20 protein-coding genes, 5 tRNA genes and 1 pseudogene are annotated in these 23,762 nt (G+C 61.3%); 6 read left to right on the top strand and 20 right to left on the bottom strand.

Features of this window, described 5'->3' with window-relative positions; genetic code table 11:
* The first annotated feature begins 31 nt into the window (after nucleotides 1-31).
* Nucleotides 32-3,310: an EAL domain-containing protein gene (locus tag DTP52_RS18175; RefSeq protein ID WP_109754594.1), complete on the top strand. Its 3,279-nt coding sequence runs from the start codon at nucleotides 32-34 to the stop codon at nucleotides 3,308-3,310.
* A gap of 218 nt (nucleotides 3,311-3,528) precedes the next feature.
* Here DTP52_RS18175 and DTP52_RS18170 read toward each other — a convergent pair whose 3' ends face one another.
* From DTP52_RS18170 to uvrB, 11 genes are all read right to left on the bottom strand, one after another.
* On the bottom strand, nucleotides 3,529-3,981 hold the full coding sequence (locus DTP52_RS18170) for an Hsp20 family protein (protein WP_003203872.1): 453 nt from the start codon (nucleotides 3,979-3,981) through the stop codon (nucleotides 3,529-3,531).
* A gap of 119 nt (nucleotides 3,982-4,100) precedes the next feature.
* The gene (locus tag DTP52_RS18165) at nucleotides 4,101-5,060 is read right to left on the bottom strand and encodes a tRNA-dihydrouridine synthase (protein ID WP_109754593.1); all 960 of its coding nucleotides are present in this window, start codon (nucleotides 5,058-5,060) and stop codon (nucleotides 4,101-4,103) included.
* Between the two features lie 247 nt (nucleotides 5,061-5,307).
* Nucleotides 5,308-5,757, bottom strand: coding sequence for a thioesterase family protein (locus DTP52_RS18155; protein ID WP_109754591.1), 450 nt, complete (start codon nucleotides 5,755-5,757; stop codon nucleotides 5,308-5,310).
* 84 nt (nucleotides 5,758-5,841) lie between these two features.
* Nucleotides 5,842-6,675, bottom strand: coding sequence for an alpha/beta fold hydrolase (locus DTP52_RS18150; RefSeq protein ID WP_109754590.1), 834 nt, complete (start codon nucleotides 6,673-6,675; stop codon nucleotides 5,842-5,844).
* 28 nt (nucleotides 6,676-6,703) lie between these two features.
* On the bottom strand, nucleotides 6,704-7,243 hold the full coding sequence (locus DTP52_RS18145; RefSeq protein ID WP_109754589.1) for a TetR/AcrR family transcriptional regulator: 540 nt from the start codon (nucleotides 7,241-7,243) through the stop codon (nucleotides 6,704-6,706).
* A gap of 180 nt (nucleotides 7,244-7,423) precedes the next feature.
* Nucleotides 7,424-7,499, bottom strand: a tRNA-Glu gene (locus DTP52_RS18140).
* Between the two features lie 76 nt (nucleotides 7,500-7,575).
* Nucleotides 7,576-7,651, bottom strand: a tRNA-Ala gene (locus DTP52_RS18135).
* A gap of 53 nt (nucleotides 7,652-7,704) precedes the next feature.
* Nucleotides 7,705-7,780 (bottom strand) — tRNA-Glu (locus DTP52_RS18130).
* Between the two features lie 79 nt (nucleotides 7,781-7,859).
* Nucleotides 7,860-7,935 (bottom strand) — tRNA-Ala (locus DTP52_RS18125).
* 146 nt (nucleotides 7,936-8,081) lie between these two features.
* Complete coding sequence (gene gltX / locus DTP52_RS18120) at nucleotides 8,082-9,563, bottom strand: glutamate--tRNA ligase (protein WP_041023763.1); 1,482 nt, start codon at nucleotides 9,561-9,563, stop codon at nucleotides 8,082-8,084.
* 217 nt (nucleotides 9,564-9,780) lie between these two features.
* On the bottom strand, nucleotides 9,781-11,796 hold the full coding sequence (uvrB, locus tag DTP52_RS18115; protein ID WP_109754588.1) for an excinuclease ABC subunit UvrB: 2,016 nt from the start codon (nucleotides 11,794-11,796) through the stop codon (nucleotides 9,781-9,783).
* 331 nt (nucleotides 11,797-12,127) lie between these two features.
* Here uvrB and DTP52_RS18110 point away from each other — a divergent pair, with 331 nt between their 5' ends.
* Nucleotides 12,128-13,324: an amino acid aminotransferase gene (locus DTP52_RS18110; protein ID WP_109754587.1), complete on the top strand. Its 1,197-nt coding sequence runs from the start codon at nucleotides 12,128-12,130 to the stop codon at nucleotides 13,322-13,324.
* 245 nt (nucleotides 13,325-13,569) lie between these two features.
* On the opposite strand, the gene DTP52_RS18105 is transcribed toward DTP52_RS18110, so the two are convergent.
* The gene (locus DTP52_RS18105) at nucleotides 13,570-13,797 is read right to left on the bottom strand and encodes a hypothetical protein (RefSeq protein ID WP_109754586.1); all 228 of its coding nucleotides are present in this window, start codon (nucleotides 13,795-13,797) and stop codon (nucleotides 13,570-13,572) included.
* A gap of 234 nt (nucleotides 13,798-14,031) precedes the next feature.
* Between DTP52_RS18105 and DTP52_RS18100 the strand changes: the two genes are divergently transcribed.
* The 3 genes from DTP52_RS18100 (at nucleotide 14,032) to DTP52_RS18090 (ending at nucleotide 14,820) form a co-directional block, all read left to right on the top strand.
* A tRNA-Asn gene (locus DTP52_RS18100) sits at nucleotides 14,032-14,107 on the top strand.
* A gap of 246 nt (nucleotides 14,108-14,353) precedes the next feature.
* A complete protein-coding gene (locus tag DTP52_RS18095; protein ID WP_003203896.1) occupies nucleotides 14,354-14,548 on the top strand; it encodes a hypothetical protein in 195 nt (64 codons plus the stop codon).
* 89 nt (nucleotides 14,549-14,637) lie between these two features.
* On the top strand, nucleotides 14,638-14,820 hold the full coding sequence (locus DTP52_RS18090) for a hypothetical protein (RefSeq protein WP_003203898.1): 183 nt from the start codon (nucleotides 14,638-14,640) through the stop codon (nucleotides 14,818-14,820).
* Here DTP52_RS18090 and DTP52_RS18085 read toward each other — a convergent pair.
* On the bottom strand, nucleotides 14,817-15,878 hold the full coding sequence (locus DTP52_RS18085; RefSeq protein WP_109754585.1) for an AI-2E family transporter: 1,062 nt from the start codon (nucleotides 15,876-15,878) through the stop codon (nucleotides 14,817-14,819). The two genes, DTP52_RS18090 and DTP52_RS18085, sit on opposite strands and share 4 nt — an antisense overlap.
* A 147-nt stretch (nucleotides 15,879-16,025) precedes the next feature.
* On the opposite strand from DTP52_RS18085, the gene yegQ reads away from it, so the two are divergent.
* A complete protein-coding gene (yegQ, locus tag DTP52_RS18080; RefSeq protein WP_109754734.1) occupies nucleotides 16,026-17,363 on the top strand; it encodes a tRNA 5-hydroxyuridine modification protein YegQ in 1,338 nt (445 codons plus the stop codon).
* A 288-nt stretch (nucleotides 17,364-17,651) separates the two neighbouring features.
* Here the strand turns inward: yegQ and DTP52_RS31665 are convergent, their stop codons facing one another.
* From DTP52_RS31665 to DTP52_RS18050, 7 genes and pseudogenes are all read right to left on the bottom strand, one after another.
* Complete coding sequence (locus tag DTP52_RS31665; RefSeq protein ID WP_371925604.1) at nucleotides 17,652-18,407, bottom strand: methyl-accepting chemotaxis protein; 756 nt, start codon at nucleotides 18,405-18,407, stop codon at nucleotides 17,652-17,654.
* 102 nt (nucleotides 18,408-18,509) lie between these two features.
* Nucleotides 18,510-19,331, bottom strand: a pseudogene (locus tag DTP52_RS31660) (cache domain-containing protein); the annotation flags it as partial.
* A 228-nt stretch (nucleotides 19,332-19,559) separates the two neighbouring features.
* Nucleotides 19,560-20,876 carry a Na+/H+ antiporter family protein gene (locus DTP52_RS18070; RefSeq protein WP_162893913.1) on the bottom strand — a complete coding sequence of 439 codons (1,317 nt, stop codon included), beginning with the start codon at nucleotides 20,874-20,876 and terminating at the stop codon, nucleotides 19,560-19,562.
* A 255-nt stretch (nucleotides 20,877-21,131) separates the two neighbouring features.
* On the bottom strand, nucleotides 21,132-22,445 hold the full coding sequence (locus DTP52_RS18065; RefSeq protein WP_109754582.1) for a sensor histidine kinase: 1,314 nt from the start codon (nucleotides 22,443-22,445) through the stop codon (nucleotides 21,132-21,134).
* Nucleotides 22,442-23,110 carry a response regulator transcription factor gene (locus tag DTP52_RS18060; protein WP_109754581.1) on the bottom strand — a complete coding sequence of 223 codons (669 nt, stop codon included), beginning with the start codon at nucleotides 23,108-23,110 and terminating at the stop codon, nucleotides 22,442-22,444. The genes DTP52_RS18065 and DTP52_RS18060 overlap by 4 nt, the downstream gene beginning before the upstream one ends.
* The gene (locus tag DTP52_RS18055) at nucleotides 23,110-23,421 is read right to left on the bottom strand and encodes a PepSY domain-containing protein (protein ID WP_109754580.1); all 312 of its coding nucleotides are present in this window, start codon (nucleotides 23,419-23,421) and stop codon (nucleotides 23,110-23,112) included. The genes DTP52_RS18060 and DTP52_RS18055 overlap by 1 nt, the downstream gene beginning before the upstream one ends.
* Nucleotides 23,421-23,729, bottom strand: coding sequence for a PepSY domain-containing protein (locus tag DTP52_RS18050; protein WP_109754579.1), 309 nt, complete (start codon nucleotides 23,727-23,729; stop codon nucleotides 23,421-23,423). The genes DTP52_RS18055 and DTP52_RS18050 overlap by 1 nt, the downstream gene beginning before the upstream one ends.
* Nucleotides 23,730-23,762: the final 33 nt, after the last annotated feature.

Below are 23,762 nucleotides of genomic sequence, written 5' to 3'. Positions count from 1 at the left end.
AATGCCCAAACCCGCTCAAGGCTCGCCAGAAATGCCCAAACCCGCTGACCATCTCCCGCCCTTGCCACGCATCCAGGCGCTAGACCCGAAACGGTCCGAGCAAAGCTGGGACAGCGCGCCGCAGTTGCTGGCCGCCCTGAACGGCGCTCGGCTGGGGGCCTGGTCGTGGGACATCGACAGCGGGCAGATCAGTTGGTCCCGCGGCACCCAGGCGCTGTTCGGCTTCGATCCGCGCCAGCCATTGCCGGCGGATGTGGATTATCTGGACCTGTTGCTGCCCGAAGACCGGGCCCGGGCCGTGCGCGCCTTTCACGCGGCAGTGGCCGGGGCGCCGCTGGAACAGGCGATGCACCACCGCATCGTCTGGCCCGATGGCAGCCTGCACTGGCTGGAGATCAGCGGCAGCGTGCTGCCCGACAAGCATGGCCGTCCGCGCATGATCGGGGTGATCCGCGAAATCACCCATCAGCGCGAGCGCGAACAAGCCCTGCGCAGTTCGGAAAAACGCTTCGCCACGCTCTTTCATCTGTGCCCGAACATGGTCTTGCTGACCCGCCAGGAGGACGGGCTGATCAGCGAAGCCAACCAGTATTTCGAAAGCCTGTTCGGCTGGCCGGTGCATGACGTAATCGGCCGCACCACCCTGGAGCTGGGCTTGTGGGTTGACCCCAGCCAACGGGCGAAACTGGTGGAAGCGACCAAAGCCAAGGGCGAGCTGGTGAGCACGGAGGTGGAGTTCCGGGCCAGCAACGGCCAGATTCATAACGGCATTCTCAGTGCGCAAAAAGTCGAACTCGAAGGCCAGCCCTACCTGTTGAGCACCTTTCTCGACACCACCGAGCGCAAACTCGCCGAACAGGCCCTCAAGGACAGCCAGGAACGCCTGGACCTGGCCCTCGACTCGGCGCAACTGGGCACCTGGGACTGGCACATTCCCAGCGGCATGCTCTACGGCTCGGCCCGCGCCGCGCAGCTCCATGGCCTGGAACCCAAGCCCTTCCACGAATCGTTCGACGCGTTTTTCGAGGGCGTCCCCACGGAAGAACGCAACAACATGCGCAACGCCTATCGCAGCCTGCGCGAAGGCCCGGCGGGCAACTACCAATTGACCTACCGGGTGCAACTGCCGGACGGCAGCTCGCGCTACCTGGAAAGCCGCGCCCGCCTCTACCGCAACGACGACGGCAGCCCTTTGCGCATGGCCGGCACCTTGCTGGATATCACCGACCAGGTGGAGCGCGAACAGAGCCTGGCCGCCTCGGAAGAAAAATTCGCCACGCTGTTCCAGGTCAGCCCCGACCCGATCTGCGTCACCCACCAGGACAGTGGCCGGTTTCTCGAGATCAACTCAAGCTTCACCCAGACCTTCGGCTGGACCGCCAACGACGTGATCGGCCTCGGCGCCGACGAAATCGGCCTCTGGGACGCCTCGGGCAGTAGCCTGCAACGCATCGAACGGGTGATCCGCGAACAATCGCTGAACAATGTCGCCATCGTCGTTCATCATAAGAACGGCCAGCCGCTGACCTGTGTGATTTCCAGCCGGCAGATCAACGTCGGCAACCAGCCCTGCATCGTCACGACCTTGCGGGACATCACACAGCAACAACGCTCCGAAGCTGCCCTCAAGGCCAGCGAAGAGAAATTCGCCAAGGCGTTTCATTCCAGCCCCGACGCCATCACCATCACCGAGCACAAAAGCGGTCGCTACCTGGAGGTCAACGACGGCTTCTGTCGGTTGACCGGCTACCGCGCCGACGAGGTGATCGGGCGCACGGTCTACGAAGTGGGGATCTGGGCCGAAGAAAAACAACGCGCCGCCCTGCTGGCCGAATTGCAACTCAAGGGCCGCGTCGTTCACCAGGAAATGCTCGGGCGCAATAAACGGGGGGAAATCCTCACGGTGGAGGTCTCGGTCGAGCCCATCACGCTCAATGAAACGGCGTGTCTGCTGCTGACCGCCCGGGACGTGAGCCTGCTACGCAATGCCGAAGCCCAGATCCGCCACCTGGCCTATCACGACCCACTGACCAACCTGCCCAACCGGGCCTTGCTGATGGACCGGCTGAGCCAGCAGATCGCCCTGCTCAAGCGCCATAATTTGCGTGGCGCCCTGCTGTTTCTCGATCTGGACCACTTCAAGCACATCAACGATTCCCTCGGTCACCCGGTGGGCGACACCGTTTTGAAAATCATCACCGCGCGCCTGGAGGCCAGCGTGCGCCTGGAAGACACCGTCGCGCGACTGGGCGGCGACGAATTCGTGGTGCTGCTCAGCGGCCTGGAAGGCTCGCGCAACGAAGTCAGCAAGCAAGTGCAAACCCTGGCCGACACCCTGCGCGAACTGCTTTCGGAGCCGATGTTTCTCGATGGCCAGCGACTGCAGGTCACGCCGAGCATCGGTATAGCGCTGATTCCCGACCACGGCTCCACGCCCACCGATTTGCTCAAGCGCGCCGACATTGCGTTGTATCGCGCCAAGGATTCGGGGCGCAACACCTCGCAGATGTTTCACACCACCATGCAAAAAGCCGCCAGCGAACGGCTGCGCATGGAGACCGACCTGCGCCAGGCCCTGGCCCGTGGCGAGTTCAGCGTGCATTTCCAGCCCCAGGTCGATGCCCGGGACAACCGCATTGTCGGTGCCGAAGCCCTGGTGCGCTGGCATCACCCGGATCTGGGCGCCCAATCGCCGAACGAATTCATCAAGGTGCTGGAAGACAGCGGCCTGATCCTGGAAGTCGGGACCTGGATCCTCGACGAAGCCTGCGATGGCTTCAAGCAACTGATCGCCAAGGGCAAGATCGATCCGGAGCAATTCAGCCTGTGTGTAAACATCAGCCCGCGGCAATTCCGCCAAAGCGACTTCGTCGAACGCATCGAAAGCAGCCTGGCCACCCACGGCCTGCCCTGCTCCTTGCTGAAGCTGGAAATCACCGAAGGCATCGTGATCCAGAACCTGGATGACACCATCGCCAAGATGCGCCGGCTCAAGAAACTCGGGGTGAGCTTTGCCATGGACGATTTTGGCACCGGCTATTCGTCGCTGACCTACCTCAAGCGCCTGCCAGTGGATACGCTGAAGATCGATCAGTCATTCGTGCGCGACGCCACCAGCGACCCCAACGACGCGGAGATCATCCGCGCCATCGTCGCCATGGCCCGCAGCCTCAACCTGGTGATGATTGCCGAAGGCGTGGAGACCCTGGAGCAATTGCAATTCCTGCAGGGGCTGGGTTGCCACCTGTACCAAGGCTACCTGCACAGCCGGCCGTTGCCGCTGGAGGCGTTTGAGCGGTTGTTGCCGTGACATGGAGGCGCTACGGGGAGCGCTTGTGGCAAGGGGGGGTCTATGTGGGAGCAAAGCTTGCTCGCGACTGCAGCCTGACTCGGTATTTGAAGGACCGCATCGCTTTTATCGCGGGCAAGCCTTGCTCCCACATGAAGTCCCTTCGCCACAATTAATCTTCCACCGTTCTCCAAAATGAAGAAGGGCGCCATCTGGCGCCCTTCTTCAGTTGCGATGCATCAGTTTTGCAACGCGGGTTGCTGCTGCGCCCCGTTGATCGGGATGCGCTTGGCCTTGGCCTCTTCCGGAATCACCCGCAACAGGTCGATGCTCAACAGACCGTTGCTCAGGCCGGCGGACTTGATCTCGATATGATCGGCCAACCGGAAGGACAGCTTGAACGCACGCTGGGCGATACCTTGATGCAGGTAAGTCACGCTGTCGTTGCTCGCTTCGCGCTTGCCGCCACTGATGGTCAGCACACCTTTTTCCACTTGCAGGTCCAGGTCTTCTTCCTGGAACCCGGCGGCGGCGACCACGATGCGGTATTCGTCATCGCCATGTTTTTCCACATTGTAGGGTGGATAGCTGCTGCCCGGTTCGTTGCGCAGAGCGGTTTCGAACAGATCGTTGAAACGATCGAAACCCACCGAGGAACGGAACAGCGGGGCCAGCGAAAATGCAGTACTCATGATTCAAATCTCCTGAAAAATTCAGCAAGTTTTTTTGTCTCCGCGACCCGAATTCGGCATCGCGTAACCCTTATCTAGGGTTCGCCAAAAACTTTTCAAGAGCTTTTTTTGAATTTTTTTCAGGCCGCTTCGGTGTGCTGCACACCCAGCAGATGCCCCACCGCGTCCAGGTCGGTTTCCCGCCGCAGAGCGCTGAACAGCGCCACCGCTTCGGGATAATTGCGCGTCAGCATGGCCAGCCACTGTTTCAATCTGCCCGGGGCCTGGCGGGGTGTCAGTTGCTCGACCACTTGCACCCAGAAGTCCTGGAGCATCGGCTGCAAATCGGCCCAGGACATCTCGATCACTTCCTCACCAGCCCGGGCCGCGGCGATCTGCCGAGCCAGATCAGGGCGAGAAACGAGGCCGCGACCGAGCATGATGTCTTCGACGCCGCTGATTTCACGGCATCGACGCCAATCTTCCACGCTCCAGATATCGCCATTGGCAAACACAGGCACCTTGACCACTTCCTGCACCCTGGGGATCCACTCCCAGTGGGCGGGAGGCTTATAGCCGTCCACCTTGGTCCGCGCATGCACCACAATGTGCGCCGCGCCGCCTTCGGCCAACGCCGTGGCACAGACCAACGCGCCATCCGGGCTATCGAAACCCAGGCGCATCTTGGCGGTGACCGGGATGTGTTCTGGCACCGCACGACGCACGTGTTCGACGATTTCGTTGAGCAATTCCGGTTCTTTGAGCAACACCGCCCCACCCCGGGATTTGTTCACGGTCTTGGCCGGGCAGCCGAAGTTCAGGTCGATCACCTCTGAGCCCAACTCGCAGGCCAACGCCGCGTTTTCCGCCAGGCACACCGGATCGGAACCAAGCAGCTGCACCCGCAGCGGTACACCGGCAGCAGTTCGGGCGCCAGTCAACAGTTCAGGGGCGAGCTTATGGAAATAGGCCGGCGTGAGCAGACGGTCGTTGACGCGGATGAACTCGGTGACACACCAGTCGATACCGCCAACATGGGTCAGGACATCCCGCAGGATGTTGTCGACCAACCCCTCCATGGGTGCCAGGGCAATTTGCATGGAAACACACACTCAAACGAAAAAACGTGCGGCAGTTTACCGGATTTTGCCCACATAGCCGGCATTCACCACAAATCCCCTGTGGGAGCGAGCTTGCTCGCGATAGCGATGGGTCAGCTTGCATTGATGTTGGATGTGCTGCCGTCATCGCGAGCAGGCTCGCTCCCACAATGGTTCCAACGTGTTTACAGAATTGGAGCCTGCCACAAATCCCTGTGGGAGCGAGCCTGCTCGCGATAGCAGCAGTTCAGTCTATGAAGATGCCAGATAGATTCAACGCCACGCCATAACCCTCGATGAATTCCTGCGGCATGCGCTTTGGCCGACCGGTGGACAGTTCAATGCAGACAAATGTGGTCTGGGCCCGCAGTAAGGTAGTGTTGTCGCTGGGGCGGACCAGCTGGAAATGCCGGGTCATTTTCAGGCGCTGGTCCCAGTCGACGATCCAGGTCGCCAATTGAAGCTCGTCGCCTTCATAAGCCGCCGCCAGGTAATCGATTTCATGCCGCACCACCGCCATGGCTCGGTCCAGGCGCCGGTACTCCACCAGATCCAGGCCCAGGCGCTGGGAATGGCGCCAGGCACAACGCTCGAGCCAGGTGACGTACACCGCGTTGTTGGCATGGCCCAGCCCGTCGATATCTTCGGCATTTACTTGAAGATCAATGATGAACGGCGTTGCCCGATCCCAGCCCATGCCCCTCTCCCGGTCGAATTTGGTTGGGGCAGTGTAACGGATCCGAGCTTGACCGCCATCGCGGGCAGGCCTTGCTCCCACAGATCAAGCCGATTGCCGCGCTTGCAGGCTGCGCCCGGCCAACAGCGATAACACACCATCAACGACCCGCGAATCGGCCAACACCCGCTGATGCCCACCCTGTGGCAGTCGCAGCAAACGACTGTCGAACCAGGCCTCGTGAATCAGTTGCGATTCCTTGACCGAGACGAAAGTGTCGTCGTCGGCATGGACGATCAACCCGGGCACGTCCAGTTGGTAATGGGCGACGTCCATTTTCTCGGCCCGCATGCCCACATCGCTTTCCACCAGACGAATGAAAGCTGAACGGGCCTTGGGCGGCAGCCCCATCATCCGCGCGAATCCGCGTAACACACCAAGAATGCGCGCAGGCGCAGCGATGCTGACCAAGGTCTCGGTCCGCAACCCCAACTGAACCGCGAGCATGGCACTGGCTCCACCCATGGAATGCCCGATCACGGCCTGCAACGGTGGCAGCTCAGCGGCGGCCTCAAGCATGGCCCTGGCGAACAACAGGACATTCGCCTCGCGGCCCGGCGAACGACCATGGGCCGGACCGTCCAGGGCCACCACCATGTAACCGGCGTCCACCAGGGCCGTGATCAGCGCCCCGAATTGAGTCGGCCGCCCTTCCCAGCCGTGCATCAGCAAGACTACCGGGCCTTTGCCCCAGCGCAACGCCGAAAGACCGAAGCGCAAGGTGATACGCTCGGACGAGGCCAGCAATGGTAACTCCCAATCCCGCGGCGGCAGGTCTCGAGGGCGCATGAACAGCAGACGCATCTGCTTGGCCACCAGGCGCGGAGCCACCCAGCCAAGCGTGCCATTGACACTACGAATCCAGCTCAACCTGTCCATCGCTCATCTCCAGGGCTTGCGCCTCAGCTCATTGCACTGCCGACTTGGCGGCGCGCAGCAAACGATCGGATAACTCTCCAGGGCCCAGGGCCCTTGCCAGGGCCAGGCCACCCACCATCAAGGCAATGTCGGCCAGGGCCTTGTCGGCGTCCTCCGGGCTGGCCGCCAATTGCGCGACCATCAATTCAACATGCTCGTTGAGCACCTCACGAAACGCATCTGGCAGCCGACCCAGTTCGCCGACCGACGCAGGAATCGGGCAGGCATTCTCGGTGGAATCACGGTGCTTTCGTGACAGATAGAACGCCGCCACCAACGCGCGCCGCTCTTCGCCTGTCAGCTCGCCGTCCATATCGGCAATCAAGCCGCGGCGCCGATTGAGCAATTGCTTGAATGCCTCCAGCATCAAGGCATCCTTGCTTTCGAAATGAGCATAAAAACCGCCCACCGTCAGCCCCGCCGCCCCCATCACCTCGCCCACGCTCGGTTCAGCCGGCCCACGCTGGATCAGCGCATCGCTGGCGGCCTTGAGAATTCGTTCACGGGTTTGTGCCTTCTTATCGCTCATCGTCGCCTCCGAATATTACGATTGAAATATTATTCCCATAATAATTTTCCGCAAGCAGAAATTTTGACCGCTGGTCAGAAGTCGCTTTCAAGGATAAGGGAATTGGCCGAACGCCAGACAAACAAAAGGGCCATTCAAGAATTGAATGACCCTTATAAAATCCCGCAGAGCGGGTAATCGTGGCGTCCCCTAGGGGACTCGAACCCCTGTTACCGCCGTGAAAGGGCGGTGTCCTAGGCCACTAGACGAAGGGGACACAAACCTTCTAGCTTGATCAGCGCTGAGAACTGATCGACTCAAGACCGGTGTGGCCAGATCTTGAACCTGTAAATTGGTGGAGCTAGACGGGATCGAACCGTCGACCTCTTGCATGCCATGCAAGCGCTCTCCCAGCTGAGCTATAGCCCCGGATTTTTCGCCTCGCGGCGGAGCGACATCTTGCAACATCGCTTCTGTAAAACTGGCGTCCCCTAGGGGACTCGAACCCCTGTTACCGCCGTGAAAGGGCGGTGTCCTAGGCCACTAGACGAAGGGGACGCAAACCCTTCTATACAACTGATCAACGCTGAGTGTTGATCGCTTCAAGACCGGTGTGGCCAGGCCTTGAAGTGTAAATTGGTGGAGCTAGACGGGATCGAACCGTCGACCTCTTGCATGCCATGCAAGCGCTCTCCCAGCTGAGCTATAGCCCCTCATCGCTGAGGACGGGGCGAATCTTAAGGGCGTATCGGAGGGCTGTCAAATTTATTTTCAACAAATTTGAAAGTTTTTTGCCGGGATAACAATCACTTACCGACAAACCCCGGAAAACCGGGGTATGTCCTGCCTCATCGAGCGCTTACGCGATCGCGCCCAGCAGTTTTTCCCACTCCTTGTTTTCCTTCTTCGACACGCCACCGAGCAGATCGATAGCCTGGCGCAAGCGGAAACGGGTCAGGTCAGGTCCGAGGATTTCCATCGCATCGAGCACCGACACCGAGCTGGCCTGACCGGTAATGGCGGCGAACATCAGCGGCATGGCATCGCGTAATTTCAACTCCAACGACTCGACCACGGCCTGGATGGTCGCGGTGATGCTGTCCTTCTCCCACTGACGCAGGCTTTCCAATTTCCACAGGATCAACTGCATCAACTGGCGCACCTGATCACCCGACAGCTTCTTGGATTCGAACAACTTCGCATCCGGCGTCACGCCACCGGCAAAGAAGAAGCCGGCCAGCGGGGCGATCTGGCTGAACGTCTCTACCCTGCCCTGCACATGGGGCGCGATTTTCATCATGTACTCAGGGTTCAACGCCCACTTCTGCACACGCGCGGCGAACTCTTCTACCGGCAGGTCCCGCAACCACTGGCCGTTGAGCCACGACAGCTTCTCGATATCGAAGATCGGCCCGCCCAGGGACACGCGCGACAGATCGAAATGCTCGACCATTTCCTGCAACGAGAACTTCTCGCGCTCGTCCGGCATCGACCAACCCATGCGCCCCAGGTAGTTGAGCATCGCCTCGGGCATGAAGCCCATGCGCTCGTAGAACGTCACCGAAGTCGGGTTCTTGCGCTTGGACAACTTGCTCTTGTCCGGGTTACGCAGCAGCGGCATGTAGCACAGTTGCGGCTGTTCCCAGCCGAAGTATTCGTAGAGCAGGATCAGTTTCGGCGCCGACGGCAGCCATTCTTCGCCACGCAGGACGTGGGTGATGCCCATCAGGTGATCGTCGACCACGTTCGCCAGGAAGTACGTCGGCAAGCCGTCGGTCTTCATCAGCACTTGCATGTCCATGCGATCCCAGGGGATCTCGACATCGCCCCGCAGCATGTCCGGCACCACGCAGACACCTTCGCTCGGCACCTTCATGCGGATCACATGGGGCTCACCGGCCGCCAGGCGACGGGCGACTTCTTCCTTGGAAAGCAGCAGCGCCCGGCCGTCGTAGCGCGGGGTTTCACCCCGGGCCATTTGCTCGGCGCGCATCTGGTCCAGCTCTTCGGCAGTGCAGAAGCACGGGAACGCGTGCCCCATATCCACCAACTGCTGGCAATACTGCTTGTAGATATCACCCCGTTCGCTCTGGCGGTACGGACCGTGCGGGCCGCCAACGTCCGGGCCTTCGCTCCAGTCGATGCCCAGCCAGCGCAGGGCGTCGAAGATCTGCTGTTCGGACTCGCGGGTCGAACGCAACTGGTCGGTGTCCTCGATCCGCAGGATGAACTCGCCGCCATGCTGCTTGGCAAAGCAATAGTTGAACAAAGCGATGTAGGCGGTGCCGACATGGGGATCGCCAGTGGGCGAAGGCGCGATGCGGGTGCGGACGGTGGTCATGGCATGTCTCGGAAAGAATATAAAAGCGAAGATGAAACAGGGGGCGAATGGTAACAGGCGATGGCGGGCGGGCTCCAGTGAGAGCGGGATTTGTGTGGTCAGCCGTTGGACCGAGTCGCGCCCATCGCGAGCAGGCTCGCTCCCACAGGGACCGCGACTCGGTCAAAATGTGGGAGCGAGCCTGCTCGCGATGAGGCCATTACAACCACTACAAACCTCAGACAGTCAGCAACCGCTCGCGCAACTTGCCAATCTCGTCGCGCAACTGCGCCGCGGCTTCGAACTCCAGGTCCCGGGCCAGTTGGTACATCTTCTCTTCCAACTGCCGGATCCGCTTGGTGATTTCGCTCGGTGAGCGCAGTTCGGCCTCGTAGCGGGCGCTCTCTTCGGCCGCCTTGGCCATGCCCTTGCGCTTCTTGCTGCGCGAGCCGGGCACGGTGGCGCCTTCCATGATGTCGGCGACGTCCTTGAACACGCCCTTGGGGGTGATGCCATTGGCCAGGTTGAAGGCGATCTGCTTGTCGCGCCGGCGCTCGGTCTCGCCGATGGCCCGTTCCATGGAGCCGGTGATGCGGTCGGCATACAGAATCGCCCGGCCGTTGAGGTTACGCGCCGCGCGACCGATGGTCTGGATCAACGAACGTTCCGAACGCAGGAAGCCTTCCTTGTCAGCGTCGAGAATCGCCACCAACGACACTTCCGGCATGTCCAGGCCTTCGCGCAGCAGGTTGATGCCCACCAGCACGTCGAAAGTGCCCAGGCGCAGGTCGCGGATGATCTCGACCCGCTCCACCGTATCGATGTCCGAGTGCAGGTAGCGCACCCGCACGCCATGGTCGGCCAGGTAATCGGTCAGGTCTTCGGCCATGCGCTTGGTCAGCGTGGTGACCAGCACCCGCTCCTCCACCGCCACACGCTTGGTGATTTCCGAGAGCAGGTCGTCGACCTGGGTCAACGCCGGACGCACCTCGACTTGCGGGTCCACCAACCCGGTCGGTCGTACCACTTGCTCGACCACACGACCGGCGTGCTCGGCCTCGTAGTTGCCGGGGGTGGCCGAGACAAAAATCGTCTGCGGGCTCACGCCTTCCCATTCGTCAAAGCGCATCGGCCGGTTGTCCAGGGCCGAGGGCAGGCGGAAACCGTATTCCACCAGGGTTTCCTTGCGCGAACGGTCGCCTTTGTACATGGCGCCGACCTGGGGCACGCTGACGTGGGATTCGTCGATCACCAGCAAGGCATCGGCCGGCAGGTAGTCATACAAGGTCGGCGGTGGCGCGCCCGCCGGACGACCCGACAGGTAGCGCGAGTAGTTTTCGATACCGTTGCAGTAGCCCAGCTCCAGGATCATCTCCAGGTCAAAGCGGGTCCGCTGCTCAAGACGCTGGGCTTCTACCAGCTTGTTGTTCGACCGCAGGTATTCCAGGCGCTCCTGCAGCTCGACCTTGATCCCCTCGATGGCGTCCAGCAGGGTTTCCCGCGGCGTTACATAGTGGCTCTTGGGGTAGAAGGTGAAACGCGGCAGCTTGCGGATGACTTCGCCGGTCAGCGGGTCGAACGCGGAAATGCTCTCCACTTCATCGTCGAACAGCTCGATGCGGATCGCTTCGAGGTCCGATTCCGCCGGGTAGATGTCGATCACATCGCCGCGCACCCGGAACGTCGCCCGGGCAAAATCCATGTCGTTGCGGGTGTATTGCAAGTCCGCCAGGCGCCTGAGCAAGGCGCGCTGGTCGAGTTTGTCGCCGCGGTCCACGTGCAGCACCATCTTCAGGTAGGTTTCCGGGCTGCCCAGACCGTAGATGCACGACACCGTGGTGACGATGATCGCGTCCTTGCGCTCGAGCAAGGCCTTGGTCGCCGACAGGCGCATCTGTTCGATGTGGTCGTTGATCGAGGCATCCTTCTCGATGAAGGTGTCCGACGACGGCACGTAGGCCTCGGGCTGGTAGTAGTCGTAGTAGGAAACGAAGTACTCCACGGCGTTATTCGGGAAAAACGCCTTGAATTCACCGTATAGCTGCGCGGCCAGGGTCTTGTTCGGTGCCAGTACCAGGGTCGGGCGCTGCACCTGGGCGATCACGTTGGCAATGCTGAAGGTCTTGCCCGAGCCGGTCACACCGAGCAGCGTCTGGTGCGCCAGCCCGGCCTCGATGCCTTCGACCATCAGGCGAATGGCTTCCGGCTGGTCGCCGGCGGGCTGGAATCGGGTGACTAGCTGGAATTCAGACATGACATAACCTCTGGGTTCATTCCTGTCGGCCAGCCGACAGGAATGAGAAAGACCGAAACGACTGATGCCGTCCGAGGAAAAAGCTGGGATGCACACAATGTGGAGGTGAATGCCTTCGCTTTCAAGACGAACGTCCTACACGCCTTGCAGACTTTGACGCGGAGAAGGGACTAACGGTCAAAAAAAATCGAAAATACTTACCGCAAAAGCCGAATCGCCTGTCGCCGTACCGGTTGATGGCCTCTATACTAGCTCCCCGTTTGTGCACCGCTCTAGTGCATCCGGCTGGAGCGCGACACGTCCCCCTCACTCCATTCAGAGCCGCGCAATAATGAGCCTGTTTTCCGCTGTCGAATTGGCACCCCGCGACCCCATCCTGGGCCTCAACGAAGCTTTCAACGCCGACACCCGTACCAATAAGGTCAACCTGGGCGTGGGTGTTTACTGCAACGAGGAGGGGCGCATTCCACTCCTGCGCGCGGTTGTCGAAGCCGAGACGGCTCGCGTGGCTCAGCACGTTTCCCGTGGTTACCTGCCGATCGACGGTATCGCCGCCTACGACCAGGCGGTCCAGACTTTGCTGTTCGGCAAGGATTCGCCACTGATCGCCTCCGGCCGCGTCATCACCACCCAGGCCGTGGGCGGAACCGGCGCCCTGAAGATCGGTGCCGACTTCCTCAAACAACTGCTGCCTGACGCCGTCGTCGCCATCAGCGACCCAAGCTGGGAAAACCACCGCGCGCTGTTCGAAACCGCCGGCTTCCCGGTGCAGAACTATCGCTACTACGACGCCGCCACCCACGACGTGAACCGCAGCGGTCTGCTGGAAGACCTCAACGCCCTGCCCGACCGCTCGATCATTGTGCTGCACGCCTGCTGCCACAACCCGACTGGCGTGGACCTGAGCCCGCAAGACTGGAAAGACGTACTGGCCGTGGTCAAGGCCAAGAATCACGTACCGTTCCTGGACATGGCCTACCAGGGCTTTGGCGACGGCATCGACGAAGACGCAGCGGCCGTGCGCCTGTTCGCCGAATCGGGCCTGACCTTCTTCGCCTCCAGCTCGTTCTCCAAGTCGTTCTCGCTGTACGGCGAGCGCGTCGGCGCATTGTCGATCGTCAGCGAATCAAAAGAAGAAAGTGCTCGCGTGCTGTCCCAGGTCAAGCGCGTGATCCGCACCAACTACTCCAACCCGCCAACCCACGGCGCCAGCATCGTCGCCGCCGTACTCAACAGCCCGGAGCTGCGCGCGCAGTGGGAAGCCGAACTGGCCGAAATGCGCCTGCGGATTCGCGGCATGCGCAACCAGATGGTCGACATGCTGGCCAAGGCCGCCCCGCAGCACGACTTCAGTTTCGTCGCACGCCAGAGCGGGATGTTCTCCTACTCCGGCCTGACCGTTGAACAAGTGACGCGCCTGCGCAACGAGTTCGGCATCTATGCTCTGGACACCGGGCGCATCTGCGTGGCTGCGTTGAACCAGAACAACATCGATGCGGTGACCAAGGCCATCGTTCAGGTGATCTGAAGCTTTCGGCACTAGATGAAAAACGGGAAGCCCTTGGGCTTCCCGTTTTTTTTGTGTGTTTACCAGGACAGGCGCACCTGTGGCGAGGGGATTTATCCCCGCTGGGGCGCGAAGCGGCCCTAACTCAGGCAACTCGGTGTGTCAGGTTCCCCCGGTTTGACTGTCTTGGGTCTGCTTCGCAGCCCAGCGGGGATAAATCCCCTCGCCACAAAGGCGTCTGGCCTGACACTCCTATTCAAACCAGGCTACAGCTCCGTCGCCCGCTGGCTCGCCGCATCGTCATAGATCACATACAACGACTCGGCAATCTGGCTCTTGATCGCCTTGGTGCTTTCCAGCCCCAGGACAAACCCTTCGGCCTTGCCACCGGCGCGGTTCAGCTCTTCGACGGTGCTGGCCTGGGTGATAGCGTCGTACAGTTTCTCGGCATGGGGCCCCACGCCCTTGGGCAAGCTGATCTGGGCGGTGCTCACAGGCACACCTCGGCGCAGCTGGCTGTGTGGAGCGGTAACAGATGGTTCATGGCGCGTACCTCAATGTCGGCGAATGGCCGGCAGCGCGTCCTGCCACTTCCGGGCAAGCATGGTAGCCCTCTCCCGCCAGTGCGGTAACCGCAATTGTTGATTGACCGCCAATGGGCCCCAGGAATGCACCGCCCGGCAATAGACGCTTGACTTCTCTTTTCCAATCAGTAACATACGCGCCATTCCGCGATAGCTCAGTTGGTAGAGCAAGTGACTGTTAATCACTGGGTCCCTGGTTCGAGTCCAGGTCGTGGAGCCAGACAGCAACAGAAAAAGCCCCTGGATCGAAAGATCCAGGGGCTTTTTTGTGGGTGAAAAATAGTCCAGATGGCCGTATGAGCCTGCCCGAGGTCGCTGCCGGAACAATAATCCGGCGCCAAAAAGGCATTATGGTCCGGATCCTGCTTCTTTTTCCAACAACTCAAGCTGTCACGTGAGCGTCATGACAGGGCCGCAAACTGGCATTGTCCGCCAACAACAGCTTCATAAAAACAAGGACGAAGGTATGCCCACGCAAAATCCCCATCGCATTGTCGGCTTGTGCACCTCCAGCAAGGTGTACAACGTGCTGACCGAACTCAAGCAACTGGAAGGCCACCGCAGCGCCAAGTTCCTTTCGCTGCTGGCGGAAAACCTGGTGCGCAAGGGCCTGCTCAACGAGCAGGAAGTGGTGCACATGCTCGATCTGGTCGTCGATTGAGCGGCATCGATTCCTACTATTGAGCCGGTTGATTTTTCGTCCTTCCTTCTGAGTCGTAAGGTAACCCCATCGTTTGATGGAGGTTTCCCATGCCCAAGGTTCAAATCATGTCTGTCATTGGCAGCGCCGTTCCCGCCCCACTCCGGGAGCTCGGGTTGCTGGCCTGCTGGTATCTGGTGCAAGACGGCGTGACCATCAGCGGCCCGCTGACTTCACTGCCCGCCGCCCAGGCATTGTCGCAACGCATCGGTCCCTACCTGTTGAGCGCCTAGGGCAGCTGTACACGCGGCGTGCTTTCGACGAACAACGCCCAGCACGACATGAACAGCGCGGCGATCAGTGGTCCGATCACGAAACCGTTCAGCCCGAACACCGCCAGCCCGCCCAGTGTCGAGACCAGCACCATGTAGTCGGGCATCTTGGTGTCCTTGCCCACCAGGATCGGACGCAGGAAGTTGTCCACCAGACCGATCACGAATACCCCGAACAGCGTCAGCACCACACCCTGCCAGATCGCCCCGGAAAGCAGGAAATACACCGCAACCGGCGCCCAGACAATGCCCGCCCCCACGGCTGGCAACAGTGACAGGAACGCCATCAGTACCGCCCACGGCAATACCGTCGGGATTCCCAGGATCCAGAAGATCAGCCCACCCAGCGCACCTTGGCTGATGGCGACCAGCAGGTTGCCTTTCACCGTGGCCCGCACCACCCGATTGAATTTCAACTGCAGGCGGCGTTTTTGATGTTCCCCCAATGGAACAGCCGTGCGCACTTTGCGCACCAATTCCGGACCGTCGCGCAGAAAGAAGAACAGCAGATAGATCATCACGAAAAAGCTGACCAGGAACTGAAAGGTACCCTGGCCGAAACTGAAGGCCTGGGTGGCGAAGAACTCGCTGCCCTGCATCGCACTCTTGACGATCTTGTCGCGCAAGCCATTCAGGTTGCCCAGGCCGAAGCGGTCCAGCAGGTGCTGGAAGTACGGCGGCAAGGCATCCTTGAAGCGGGCCAGGTAATCGGCAATGTCCAGCTCTCCGCTCTCCAGGCTCTTGTACAGCGCCGCGCCCTCCTGGACCAATAACGTACTGATGATGATCACCGGCAGGATCGCGCTGACCACACAGATGCTCAACGTGAACAACGAGGTGACATTGCGGTGCCAGCCGAACCTCAACTGCAGGCGGCGCTGCATCGGGGCAAAGACGATGCCCAGGATCACCGCCCAGAACACCGCGCCGTAAAATGGCAGCAGGATCCAGATGAAGGCGACCGTGACCAGCACCAGGAGCAGCATCTGGGCTTTGTTTTGCAGCATCTTTCGATTCATCAGCTTTCCATGTCCAAAGGCGGGATAAACATTAGTCATCCAGGACTCGCCGGAGTGCCTTCGCGTTTGCACCCGGCATTGATCCAAATCAATACCGCCGGGCCGACCGTGGCGTACCCTCGCCGCTTTTTGCGACCTGACGCCACCATGACCCTCGCCGCCCCCGAACTGCTCGCTCCCGCCGGCACCCTGAAAAACATGCGCTACGCCTTCGCCTACGGTGCCGATGCGGTGTACGCCGGTCAGCCGCGCTATAGCCTGCGGGTGCGCAACAACGAATTCGACCACGCGAACCTGGCCTTGGGTATTGCCGAGGCCCAAGCCATGGGCAAGCGCTTCTACGTGGTGGTGAACATTGCCCCGCACAACGCCAAGCTGCGGACCTTCCTCAAGGATCTGGAGCCGGTGATCGCCATGGCGCCGGACGCGCTGATCATGTCCGACCCGGGGCTGATCATGCTGGTGCGCCGACACTTCCCGCAGATGCCGATCCACCTGTCGGTGCAGGCCAATACCGTGAACTGGGCGAGCGTCGAGTTCTGGCAGCAACAGGGCTTGAGCCGGATCATCCTGTCCCGGGAGCTGTCCCTGGAGGAAATCGCCGAGATCCGCGAGCAGGTGCCGGCCATGGAACTGGAAGTGTTCGTCCATGGCGCGTTGTGCATGGCTTATTCCGGGCGCTGCCTGCTGTCCGGCTACTTGAACAAGCGCGATGCCAACCAGGGCAGTTGCACCAATGCCTGTCGCTGGAAATATTCGGCGCAGCCGGCGGTGGAAAACGTCGTGGGCGACATTGTGCAAACCTGTCAGCCGGAACCGACCCTGGGCCTCGGCGCGCCCACCGACCAGGTGTTTTTGCTCCATGAAGCCAACCGCCCGGAAGACGCCATGCCGGCCTTCGAGGACGAGCATGGCACCTACATCATGAATGCCAAGGATCTGCGAGCGGTGCAGCACGTGGAGCGGCTGGCGCGCATGGGCGTGCATTCGTTGAAGATCGAAGGCCGGACCAAATCGCACTTTTATTGCGCGCGCACCACCCAGGTCTATCGCCGGGCCATCGATGACGCGGTGGCTGGCCGGGAGTTCGATCGCAGCCTGATGACCGACCTGGAGTCCCTGGCCCAGCGTGGTTACACCGAAGGTTTTCTACGGCGCCACGTGCACGACGAGTACCAGAACTACCAGAACGGCAGCTCGGTGTCGGAGCGCCAGCAGTTCGTCGGCGAACTGACCGGCGAACGCCGCGAACGCCTGGCCGAAGTACGGGTGAAAAACCGTTTTGGCCTGGGCGACCACATGGAACTGATGACCCCCAAGGGCAACTTCCACTTCGACCTGCATCAGTTGCAGGACGTCAAAGGCCAAAGCATCGAGGTGGCGCCGGGGGATGGGCATGTGGTGTACGTGCCGATTCCGGATGCGGTGGATTTGCGGTTTGGGTTGTTGATGCGCGATGTGCGCGAGTTGCCTGCCGGATCATGAAACGGTGGCGAGGGGATTTATCCCCGCTGGGCTGCGAAGCGGCCCCAAAAAACCAAATACGACTTTCCTGATGTTCCGCGCAATCTATCCGGGGGCTGCTTCGCAGCCCAGCGGGGATAAATCCCCTCGCCACAACAGTACTCGGCTTGAGTTGGCGAAACGACTTGCCCGGCAGGAACTGCCGAAGGCTGCGATCCTCCGCTTCCGATAAGGCCTGGTAGCCCAGGCGAAAACATCTGGATCGAGAGCGAAAGATCGCAGCCTTCGGCAGCTCCTGCTGCGACGGGATCAGATCCGGAACTGCCCCACCAGTTGGCCCAGGCGCTGGCCCAGGTCGGCCAGGCTGCGGGAAGTCTGGGCGCCGAGTTGGGTTTCGTCGGCGACACTGTCCACCGCCACAGCGATCTGATGCACGCTGCGGTTGATTTCTTCGGCCACTGCGGTCTGTTCCTCGGCAGCGCTGGCGATCTGGGCGTTCATCGAATTGATGGTGCCGATCAACTGCGCCATGGTGTCCAGGGAAGCACCCGCCTCGTTGGCCCGTTCCGAGGTGCCATCGCCGGCCTCACTGGAACGGCGCATCGCTTCCACCGCCGCATGGGTGCCTGATTGCAGGCGGTCGATCATGCCCTGGATTTCCTGAGTGCTCTGCTGGGTCCGGCTGGCCAGGGCCCGTACTTCATCGGCCACCACGGCGAAGCCACGCCCCGCTTCCCCGGCACGCGCGGCCTCGATAGCGGCGTTGAGGGCCAGCAGGTTGGTCTGCTCGGCGATCGAACGAATCACCCCGAGCACACTGACAATCGAGGCCACGTCCTGCTGCAAGCTGTCCAGGGACACGCCACTGCTGCGGATATCGTTCACCAACGCATGAATCTGCTGGATGCTGCCAGCCACCACGCGTTTGGCCGACTGCCCTTCCTCGTCGGTCTGCTGGGCCGCGACAGCGGCGCCCTGGGCACTGCGGGCGACTTCCTGGGCAGCCGAGGACATCTCGTTGATCGCCGTGGCGACCTGATCGGTTTCGTGGCGCTGGCGCTCCATGGCCTGCTCGGAGCGCTGGGCCTGTTCGGAGACTTGCGTCACCAGGCCGGTCAGTTGCGAGGTCATGTCGGTGATCTGCCGCACCAGGCCGTGGATCTTGTCGACGAAGCGGTTGAACGAACCGGCCAACTGACCGAGTTCGTCCTGGCTGGTGATGGCCAGGCGACGGGTCAGGTCGCCCTCACCCGCGGCGATGTCGTCGAGGTTGTCTTTCATCAGGTGCAGAGGACGCAGGATCGTATTGGCGAGCACCAGGCCCACCACCGCAATCACCAGCAACACCACCGCGGCGATCCCGACGATGCTCAAGATCACGCCTTGCAGGCGATCGTGGACCTTGGCTTCCACCAGCGCCACCTGGGCTTCGATGCCGTCCAGGTTGACCGAGCTACCGACCGCCAGGTCCCACTTGGGCAGGTACTCGGTGTAGCCGAGCTTGGGCACCAGGTCCTTGCTGCCGGGCAGCGGCGAACTGTATTCCAGGTAATGCGTGCCATCCTTGGCGACTTTCACCAGGTCACGGTTGACGTAGACACCGTTCGGGTCGCGGTTGTCCTTGAAACTCTTGCCCACGCCATCGGGGCTGTTGGCCTTGAACAGACGAATGGTCTCGGAGTCGTAGCCGAAGAAATAGCCGTCCTTGCCGTAACTGATATTCGACAGCAGCTTGATCGCCTGGGCGCGTGTCTCGTTATCGCCCGCAGCTGCGGCATCGTACAGCGGCTTGATGGCGGTAAGGCCCACCGCCACGTAGTTCTGCAACGTGGCCTTGGCCTCGCTGAGCAGGCGTTCGCGAGTCTGCTGGACTTCTTTGCCAGCTTGTTCCTTCAAGATGAAAGCCGTGGTCAGGCTGATGATCACGGCGGACAGCAATACCGGCAGTATCGCAAGGGACAGGACTTTAGCCTTCAGGCTCAGGCGCATGCTGTTCACTCTTGTTGGTGTTATTGGCGTGGTTAGCTGTATTAACGGCAAGGCACGGCAAAACTGTAGGACAAAGTGAACAAGGCTTGAGGGAGGTATTGAATCTGGAGGGCCCCATCGCGAGCAGGCTCGCTCCCACATTGGATTGAGGTGTTCACAGATGTTGTGTCCACTGCAAGTCCCCTGTGGGAGCGAGCCTGCTCGCGATGCAGGCAACGCCGTCTCGGATTACAACACCATCGCCGCCACCCAGCCAAACGCCAGCAACGGCAGGTTGTAGTGAATGAAGGTCGGGACCACGGTGTCCCAGATGTGATGGTGCTGGCCGTCGATGTTCAGGCCGGAGGTCGGGCCCAGGGTCGAGTCCGAGGCGGGCGAACCGGCATCGCCCAGGGCGCCGGCGGTGCCGACAATGCAGACGATCGCCAGCGGGCTGAAGCCCAGTTGCAGGCACAGCGGCACGAAAATCGTCGCCAGGATCGGCACCGTGGAAAACGACGAGCCGATGCCCATGGTCACCAGCAGCCCCACCAACAACATCATCAGCGCACCGATGCCCTTGTTGTGGCCGATCCAGGCCGCCGAGGTTTCCACCAGGCTCTGGACTTCACCGGTGGCCTTCATCACTTCGGCGAACCCCGAGGCGGCGATCATGATGAAGCCGATCATCGCCATCATTTTCATGCCTTCGGTGAACAGGTCGTCGGTTTCGCGCCAGCGCACCACTCCCGAGAGCGAGAAAATCAGGAACCCGACCAGGGCGCCGATGATCATCGAGTCCACCAGTAGCTGCACCGCGAACGCCGCCGCCACCGCAAACCCGGCCACCATCAGGCTCAGCGGGTTGTAGCGCACGGCCACTTGCTCGACCCGGGCAATTTTTTTCAGGTCGTAGACGCGTTTCTTGCGGTAGGAGAACAACGACAACAGCAAGCCGAACACCATGCCCAGCGCCGGAATGCCCATGGCGTGAGTAACGTTGATGCCGCTGACGTCCACACCGCTGCGGGCGATGTTGGCCAGCAGGATTTCGTTGAGGAAGATATTGCCGAACCCCACCGGCAGGAACATGTAGGGCGTGATCAGGCCGAAGGTCATGACGCAGGCGATCAACCGGCGGTCCAGTTGCAACTTGGTCAGCACATAGAGAAGTGGCGGCACCAGCAGCGGGATGAAGGCAATATGGATCGGCAAAATGTTCTGGGAGGCGACCGCGACCGTTCCCAGCAGACCGATCAGGACCCACTTGACGCCCGAGCCGCCGGCGGCATCCTGGCGATCCACCAGGGCCAAGGCTTTGTCGGCCAGGGCATGGGCCATGCCGGACTTGGCAATCGCCACGGCGAAGGCTCCGAGCAAGGCATAGGACAACGCCACCGTCGCACCGCCACCCAGGCCGGCATTGAACGCCTTGAGCGTCGCCTCGATCCCCAGGCCGCCTGTCAGGCCACCCACCAACGCGCCGATAATCAGCGCGATCACCACATGCACGCGGGACAGGCTGAGTACCAGCATGACGCCTACCGCAGCAATTACTGCATTTATCATCGTTACCTCAAAGCACAGCGATGGAAAGCCACCGGACAAAAAGGTCGCGACTGTGCAGCAAGCGGCGGCAAGCTGCAAGGGCCGTGGGGCGGGTTTTCAAGTCTCGCCCCCCTGTATGAGGGGGATCTGTGGGAGCAAAGCTTGCTCGCGATGACGTCGTCACCTACAACATCTGTGTTGGCCAAAAAAATGCTATCGCGAGCAAGCTTTGCTCCCACAGGCTCACTCCACAGGGAGGCCATGAAATAGCTGTCAGCGCTTGGGCAATTCGATCACCACCTTCAACCCACCCCATTCACTGTCGTCCAACGCCAGCAGGCCGCCCCAGGTGTCGACGATGTCCCGCACGATGCCCAGGCCCAGGCCGTGTCCATCGGTCTGTTCGTCCAGCCGCGTGCCCCGGCTGAACACCTGGTCGCGGCGGTCCTTGGGGATGCCCGGGCCATCGTCCTCCACGGCCAGGCTGAAGCCCTCGGCTGTTTCGGTCATGGTCAGGCGTACCTCGGCGTCGGCCCATTTGCAGGCGTTGTCCAGCAGGTTGCCGAGCAATTCCAGCAGGTCCTCACGGTCCCAGGGCAAGTGCAGGCCTGGCGGGGCGACATAGCTCAAGTGCAGGTGTTCGCCGTGGATCATGTTCAACGTGGCCAGCAATCCTGGTAGTTCGGCGTCGCAGTCCAGATGCGCGCCGGGCAAGGCATCGCCGGACAGGCGGGCACGGTTGAGTTCGCGGTTCAAGCGCTGCCGGACCTGTTCCAACTGCTCGAGCAACAGCTTGCGCAGCTCAGGATAGGGGTCGAGCTTTTCGTTCGAAGCCAGGCTTTGCAGCACTGCCAGCGGGGTTTTCAAGGCATGGCCGAGGTTGCCCAGGGCGTTGCGTGAACGCTTGAGGCTGTCTTCGGTGTGGGCCAGCAGATGGTTGATTTGTGTCACCAGCGGCTCCAGCTCCCGCGGCACCTGTTCGTCGAGTTGCGAACGCTGCCCGCGCTGCAACTGGGCAATCTGCTCCCGGGCCCGGTCCAGCGGACGCAAGGCGCGGCGCACGGTGATGCGTTGCAGCAACAGGATCAGCAGCAGCCCCGCCAACCCGAGCCCGAGGCCAACCTGCTGCATCCTTCGGAAACTGTCACGCACCGGCGTGTAGTCCTGGGCCACGCTGATGGAAATCGCCTGGCCGAGCCGCCGATAGTCGGTACGCAGCACCAGCAGCTTCTGGCCCTCGGGGCCCAGTTGCAGGTTGCTGTGCAGGCCCGGGTGGTCGAGCCGGGGCAATTCCTGGTCCCACAGGGAACGGGAGCGCCAGTGCACATCGGCAAAATCGATGCGGAAATAATGTCCGGAAAAAGGTCGCTGATAGGCCGGCGACAAACGTCGCTCATCCAATTGCAAACCCTGCGGGCCGCGCACCAGGGCCACCAGCAGGTTCTCGCTGTCGTTGCGCAGGCCCGCTTCCAGATAACGCTGCAAGCCCAGTTCGAACAGCCACAGGCTGGTCTGCGCCAGCACCAGGCCGACCACCACCATCACACCGATCAGGCCCAGGCTCAGGCGTCGCTGGATGGATCTCACTGCGCCTGCCCGCCGAACAGGTAGCCCTGGCCGCGACGGGTTTCGATGACGCTGCGTCCCAGCTTGCGTCGCAGGTGATTGACGTGGACTTCCAGCACGTTGGAGTCGCGCTCGGTCTCACCGTCGTACAGGTGTTCGGCAAGATGACTTTTGGAAAGGATCTGCTCGGGATGCAGCATGAAATAGCGCAACAGGCGAAACTCGGCGGCCGTGAGCTGGATGTCGGTGCCGTCGCGGACCACGCATTGTCGCCCTTCATCCAGGTGCAGCCCGGCCGACTTCAGCGTCGGCTGGTTGACCTGACCATGGGAACGGCGCAGCAACGCCTGGATCCGCAAGTGCAGTTCTTCGGGGTGAAAAGGTTTGGTCAAGTAATCGTCGGCACCGGCCTTGAGGCCTTCGATGCGCTCGGCCCAGGACCCGCGGGCAGTGAGGATCAGCACCGGTGTGGCTAGGCCGCCGGCGCGCCACTGGGCCAGTACCTCCAGCCCCGGCACACCCGGCAGGCCAAGGTCGAGGATAATCAGGTCGTAGGGCTCACTGCTGCCCTGGTACACCGCATCGCGACCATCGGCGAGCCAATCGACGGCATAGCCCTGTCGTGTCAGCCCCGCCATCAATTCGTCCGCCAGGGGCACGTGATCTTCCACCAGAAGCAGGCGCATCAGTCTTCCTTATCTTTGAGTAAGCGGCCGGTCGCGGCCTCCAGGTCCAACTCGCGCACGACGCCGTCGGTGTCCAGCAACTCGACCTCATAAATATAGACGCCGTGTTTCTCCTCCAACTCGGCTTCCAGAAGTTTGGCGCCGGGATGCAGGTCCAGCGCCTGTTGCAGCAATTGCTCCAGCGGCAGGATCACGCCTTGCTGGCGCAGTTGCAGGGCCTCGTCCTGGTCCAGGTCCCGGGCTACGGCCAGCGAACAAAACGCCAACAGCGCCAGCGCCCATCGACTATGGGCGCGCAGATTAAGCTTCATTACGTATCCTGATGATTCTTGAGTACCTCGCCGTTGGTGGCGTCCAATTCCAGGTCCCACTCAATGCCCTTCGTATCGCGCAGATCCACCTGGTAAATGTACCTGCCGTACTCCTCTTCCAGTTCGGTATCGGTCAAGGTGGCGCCAGGGTGTTTGGCCAGGGCAATGGCGTCGAGTTTTTCAGTGGACAGAATGGTACCAGCGTCTCGCAGTTTGCGGGCTTCGTCGTTGTTGAGGTCTCGTGCGTGAGCCAGGCCAGCGCCGAGGGCCATGAGGGTCGCGATGAAAAAGGCAGTCAGGCGGTTCATGGGTTGTCTCCTTTTTATAATCTTTGCGGGGGG

This window comes from Pseudomonas sp. 43mfcvi1.1, from assembly GCF_900115935.1.
Classification (GTDB): domain Bacteria; phylum Pseudomonadota; class Gammaproteobacteria; order Pseudomonadales; family Pseudomonadaceae; genus Aquipseudomonas; species Aquipseudomonas bijieensis.
The sequence above is the reverse complement of the archived record's forward strand: the minus strand, read 5'-3'. Positions and strand labels throughout refer to the sequence as shown.

Bases quoted from the DNA above. Each gene is read 5' to 3' on its own strand.
- uvrB (WP_109754588.1), bottom strand. From the start codon at position 11,796: ATGTCTGAATTCCAGCTAGTCACCCGATTCCAGCCCGCCGGCGACCAG.
- DTP52_RS18050 (WP_109754579.1), bottom strand. From the start codon at position 23,729: ATGAACCGCCTGACTGCCTTTTTCATCGCGACCCTCATGGCCCTCGGC.
- gltX (WP_041023763.1), bottom strand. From the start codon at position 9,563: ATGACCACCGTCCGCACCCGCATCGCGCCTTCGCCCACTGGCGATCCC.
- yegQ (WP_109754734.1), top strand. From the start codon at position 16,026: ATGACCCTCGCCGCCCCCGAACTGCTCGCTCCCGCCGGCACCCTGAAA.
- DTP52_RS18155 (WP_109754591.1), bottom strand. From the start codon at position 5,757: ATGGGCTGGGATCGGGCAACGCCGTTCATCATTGATCTTCAAGTAAAT.
- DTP52_RS18085 (WP_109754585.1), bottom strand. From the start codon at position 15,878: ATGAATCGAAAGATGCTGCAAAACAAAGCCCAGATGCTGCTCCTGGTG.
- DTP52_RS18150 (WP_109754590.1), bottom strand. From the start codon at position 6,675: ATGGACAGGTTGAGCTGGATTCGTAGTGTCAATGGCACGCTTGGCTGG.
- DTP52_RS18095 (WP_003203896.1), top strand. From the start codon at position 14,354: ATGCCCACGCAAAATCCCCATCGCATTGTCGGCTTGTGCACCTCCAGC.
- DTP52_RS18110 (WP_109754587.1), top strand. From the start codon at position 12,128: ATGAGCCTGTTTTCCGCTGTCGAATTGGCACCCCGCGACCCCATCCTG.
- DTP52_RS18055 (WP_109754580.1), bottom strand. From the start codon at position 23,421: ATGAAGCTTAATCTGCGCGCCCATAGTCGATGGGCGCTGGCGCTGTTG.
- DTP52_RS18170 (WP_003203872.1), bottom strand. From the start codon at position 3,981: ATGAGTACTGCATTTTCGCTGGCCCCGCTGTTCCGTTCCTCGGTGGGT.
- DTP52_RS18060 (WP_109754581.1), bottom strand. From the start codon at position 23,110: ATGCGCCTGCTTCTGGTGGAAGATCACGTGCCCCTGGCGGACGAATTG.
- DTP52_RS18175 (WP_109754594.1), top strand. From the start codon at position 32: ATGCCCAAACCCGCTGACCATCTCCCGCCCTTGCCACGCATCCAGGCG.
- DTP52_RS18145 (WP_109754589.1), bottom strand. From the start codon at position 7,243: ATGAGCGATAAGAAGGCACAAACCCGTGAACGAATTCTCAAGGCCGCC.
- DTP52_RS18090 (WP_003203898.1), top strand. From the start codon at position 14,638: ATGCCCAAGGTTCAAATCATGTCTGTCATTGGCAGCGCCGTTCCCGCC.
- DTP52_RS31665 (WP_371925604.1), bottom strand. From the start codon at position 18,407: ATGGAGCGCCAGCGCCACGAAACCGATCAGGTCGCCACGGCGATCAAC.
- DTP52_RS18165 (WP_109754593.1), bottom strand. From the start codon at position 5,060: ATGCAAATTGCCCTGGCACCCATGGAGGGGTTGGTCGACAACATCCTG.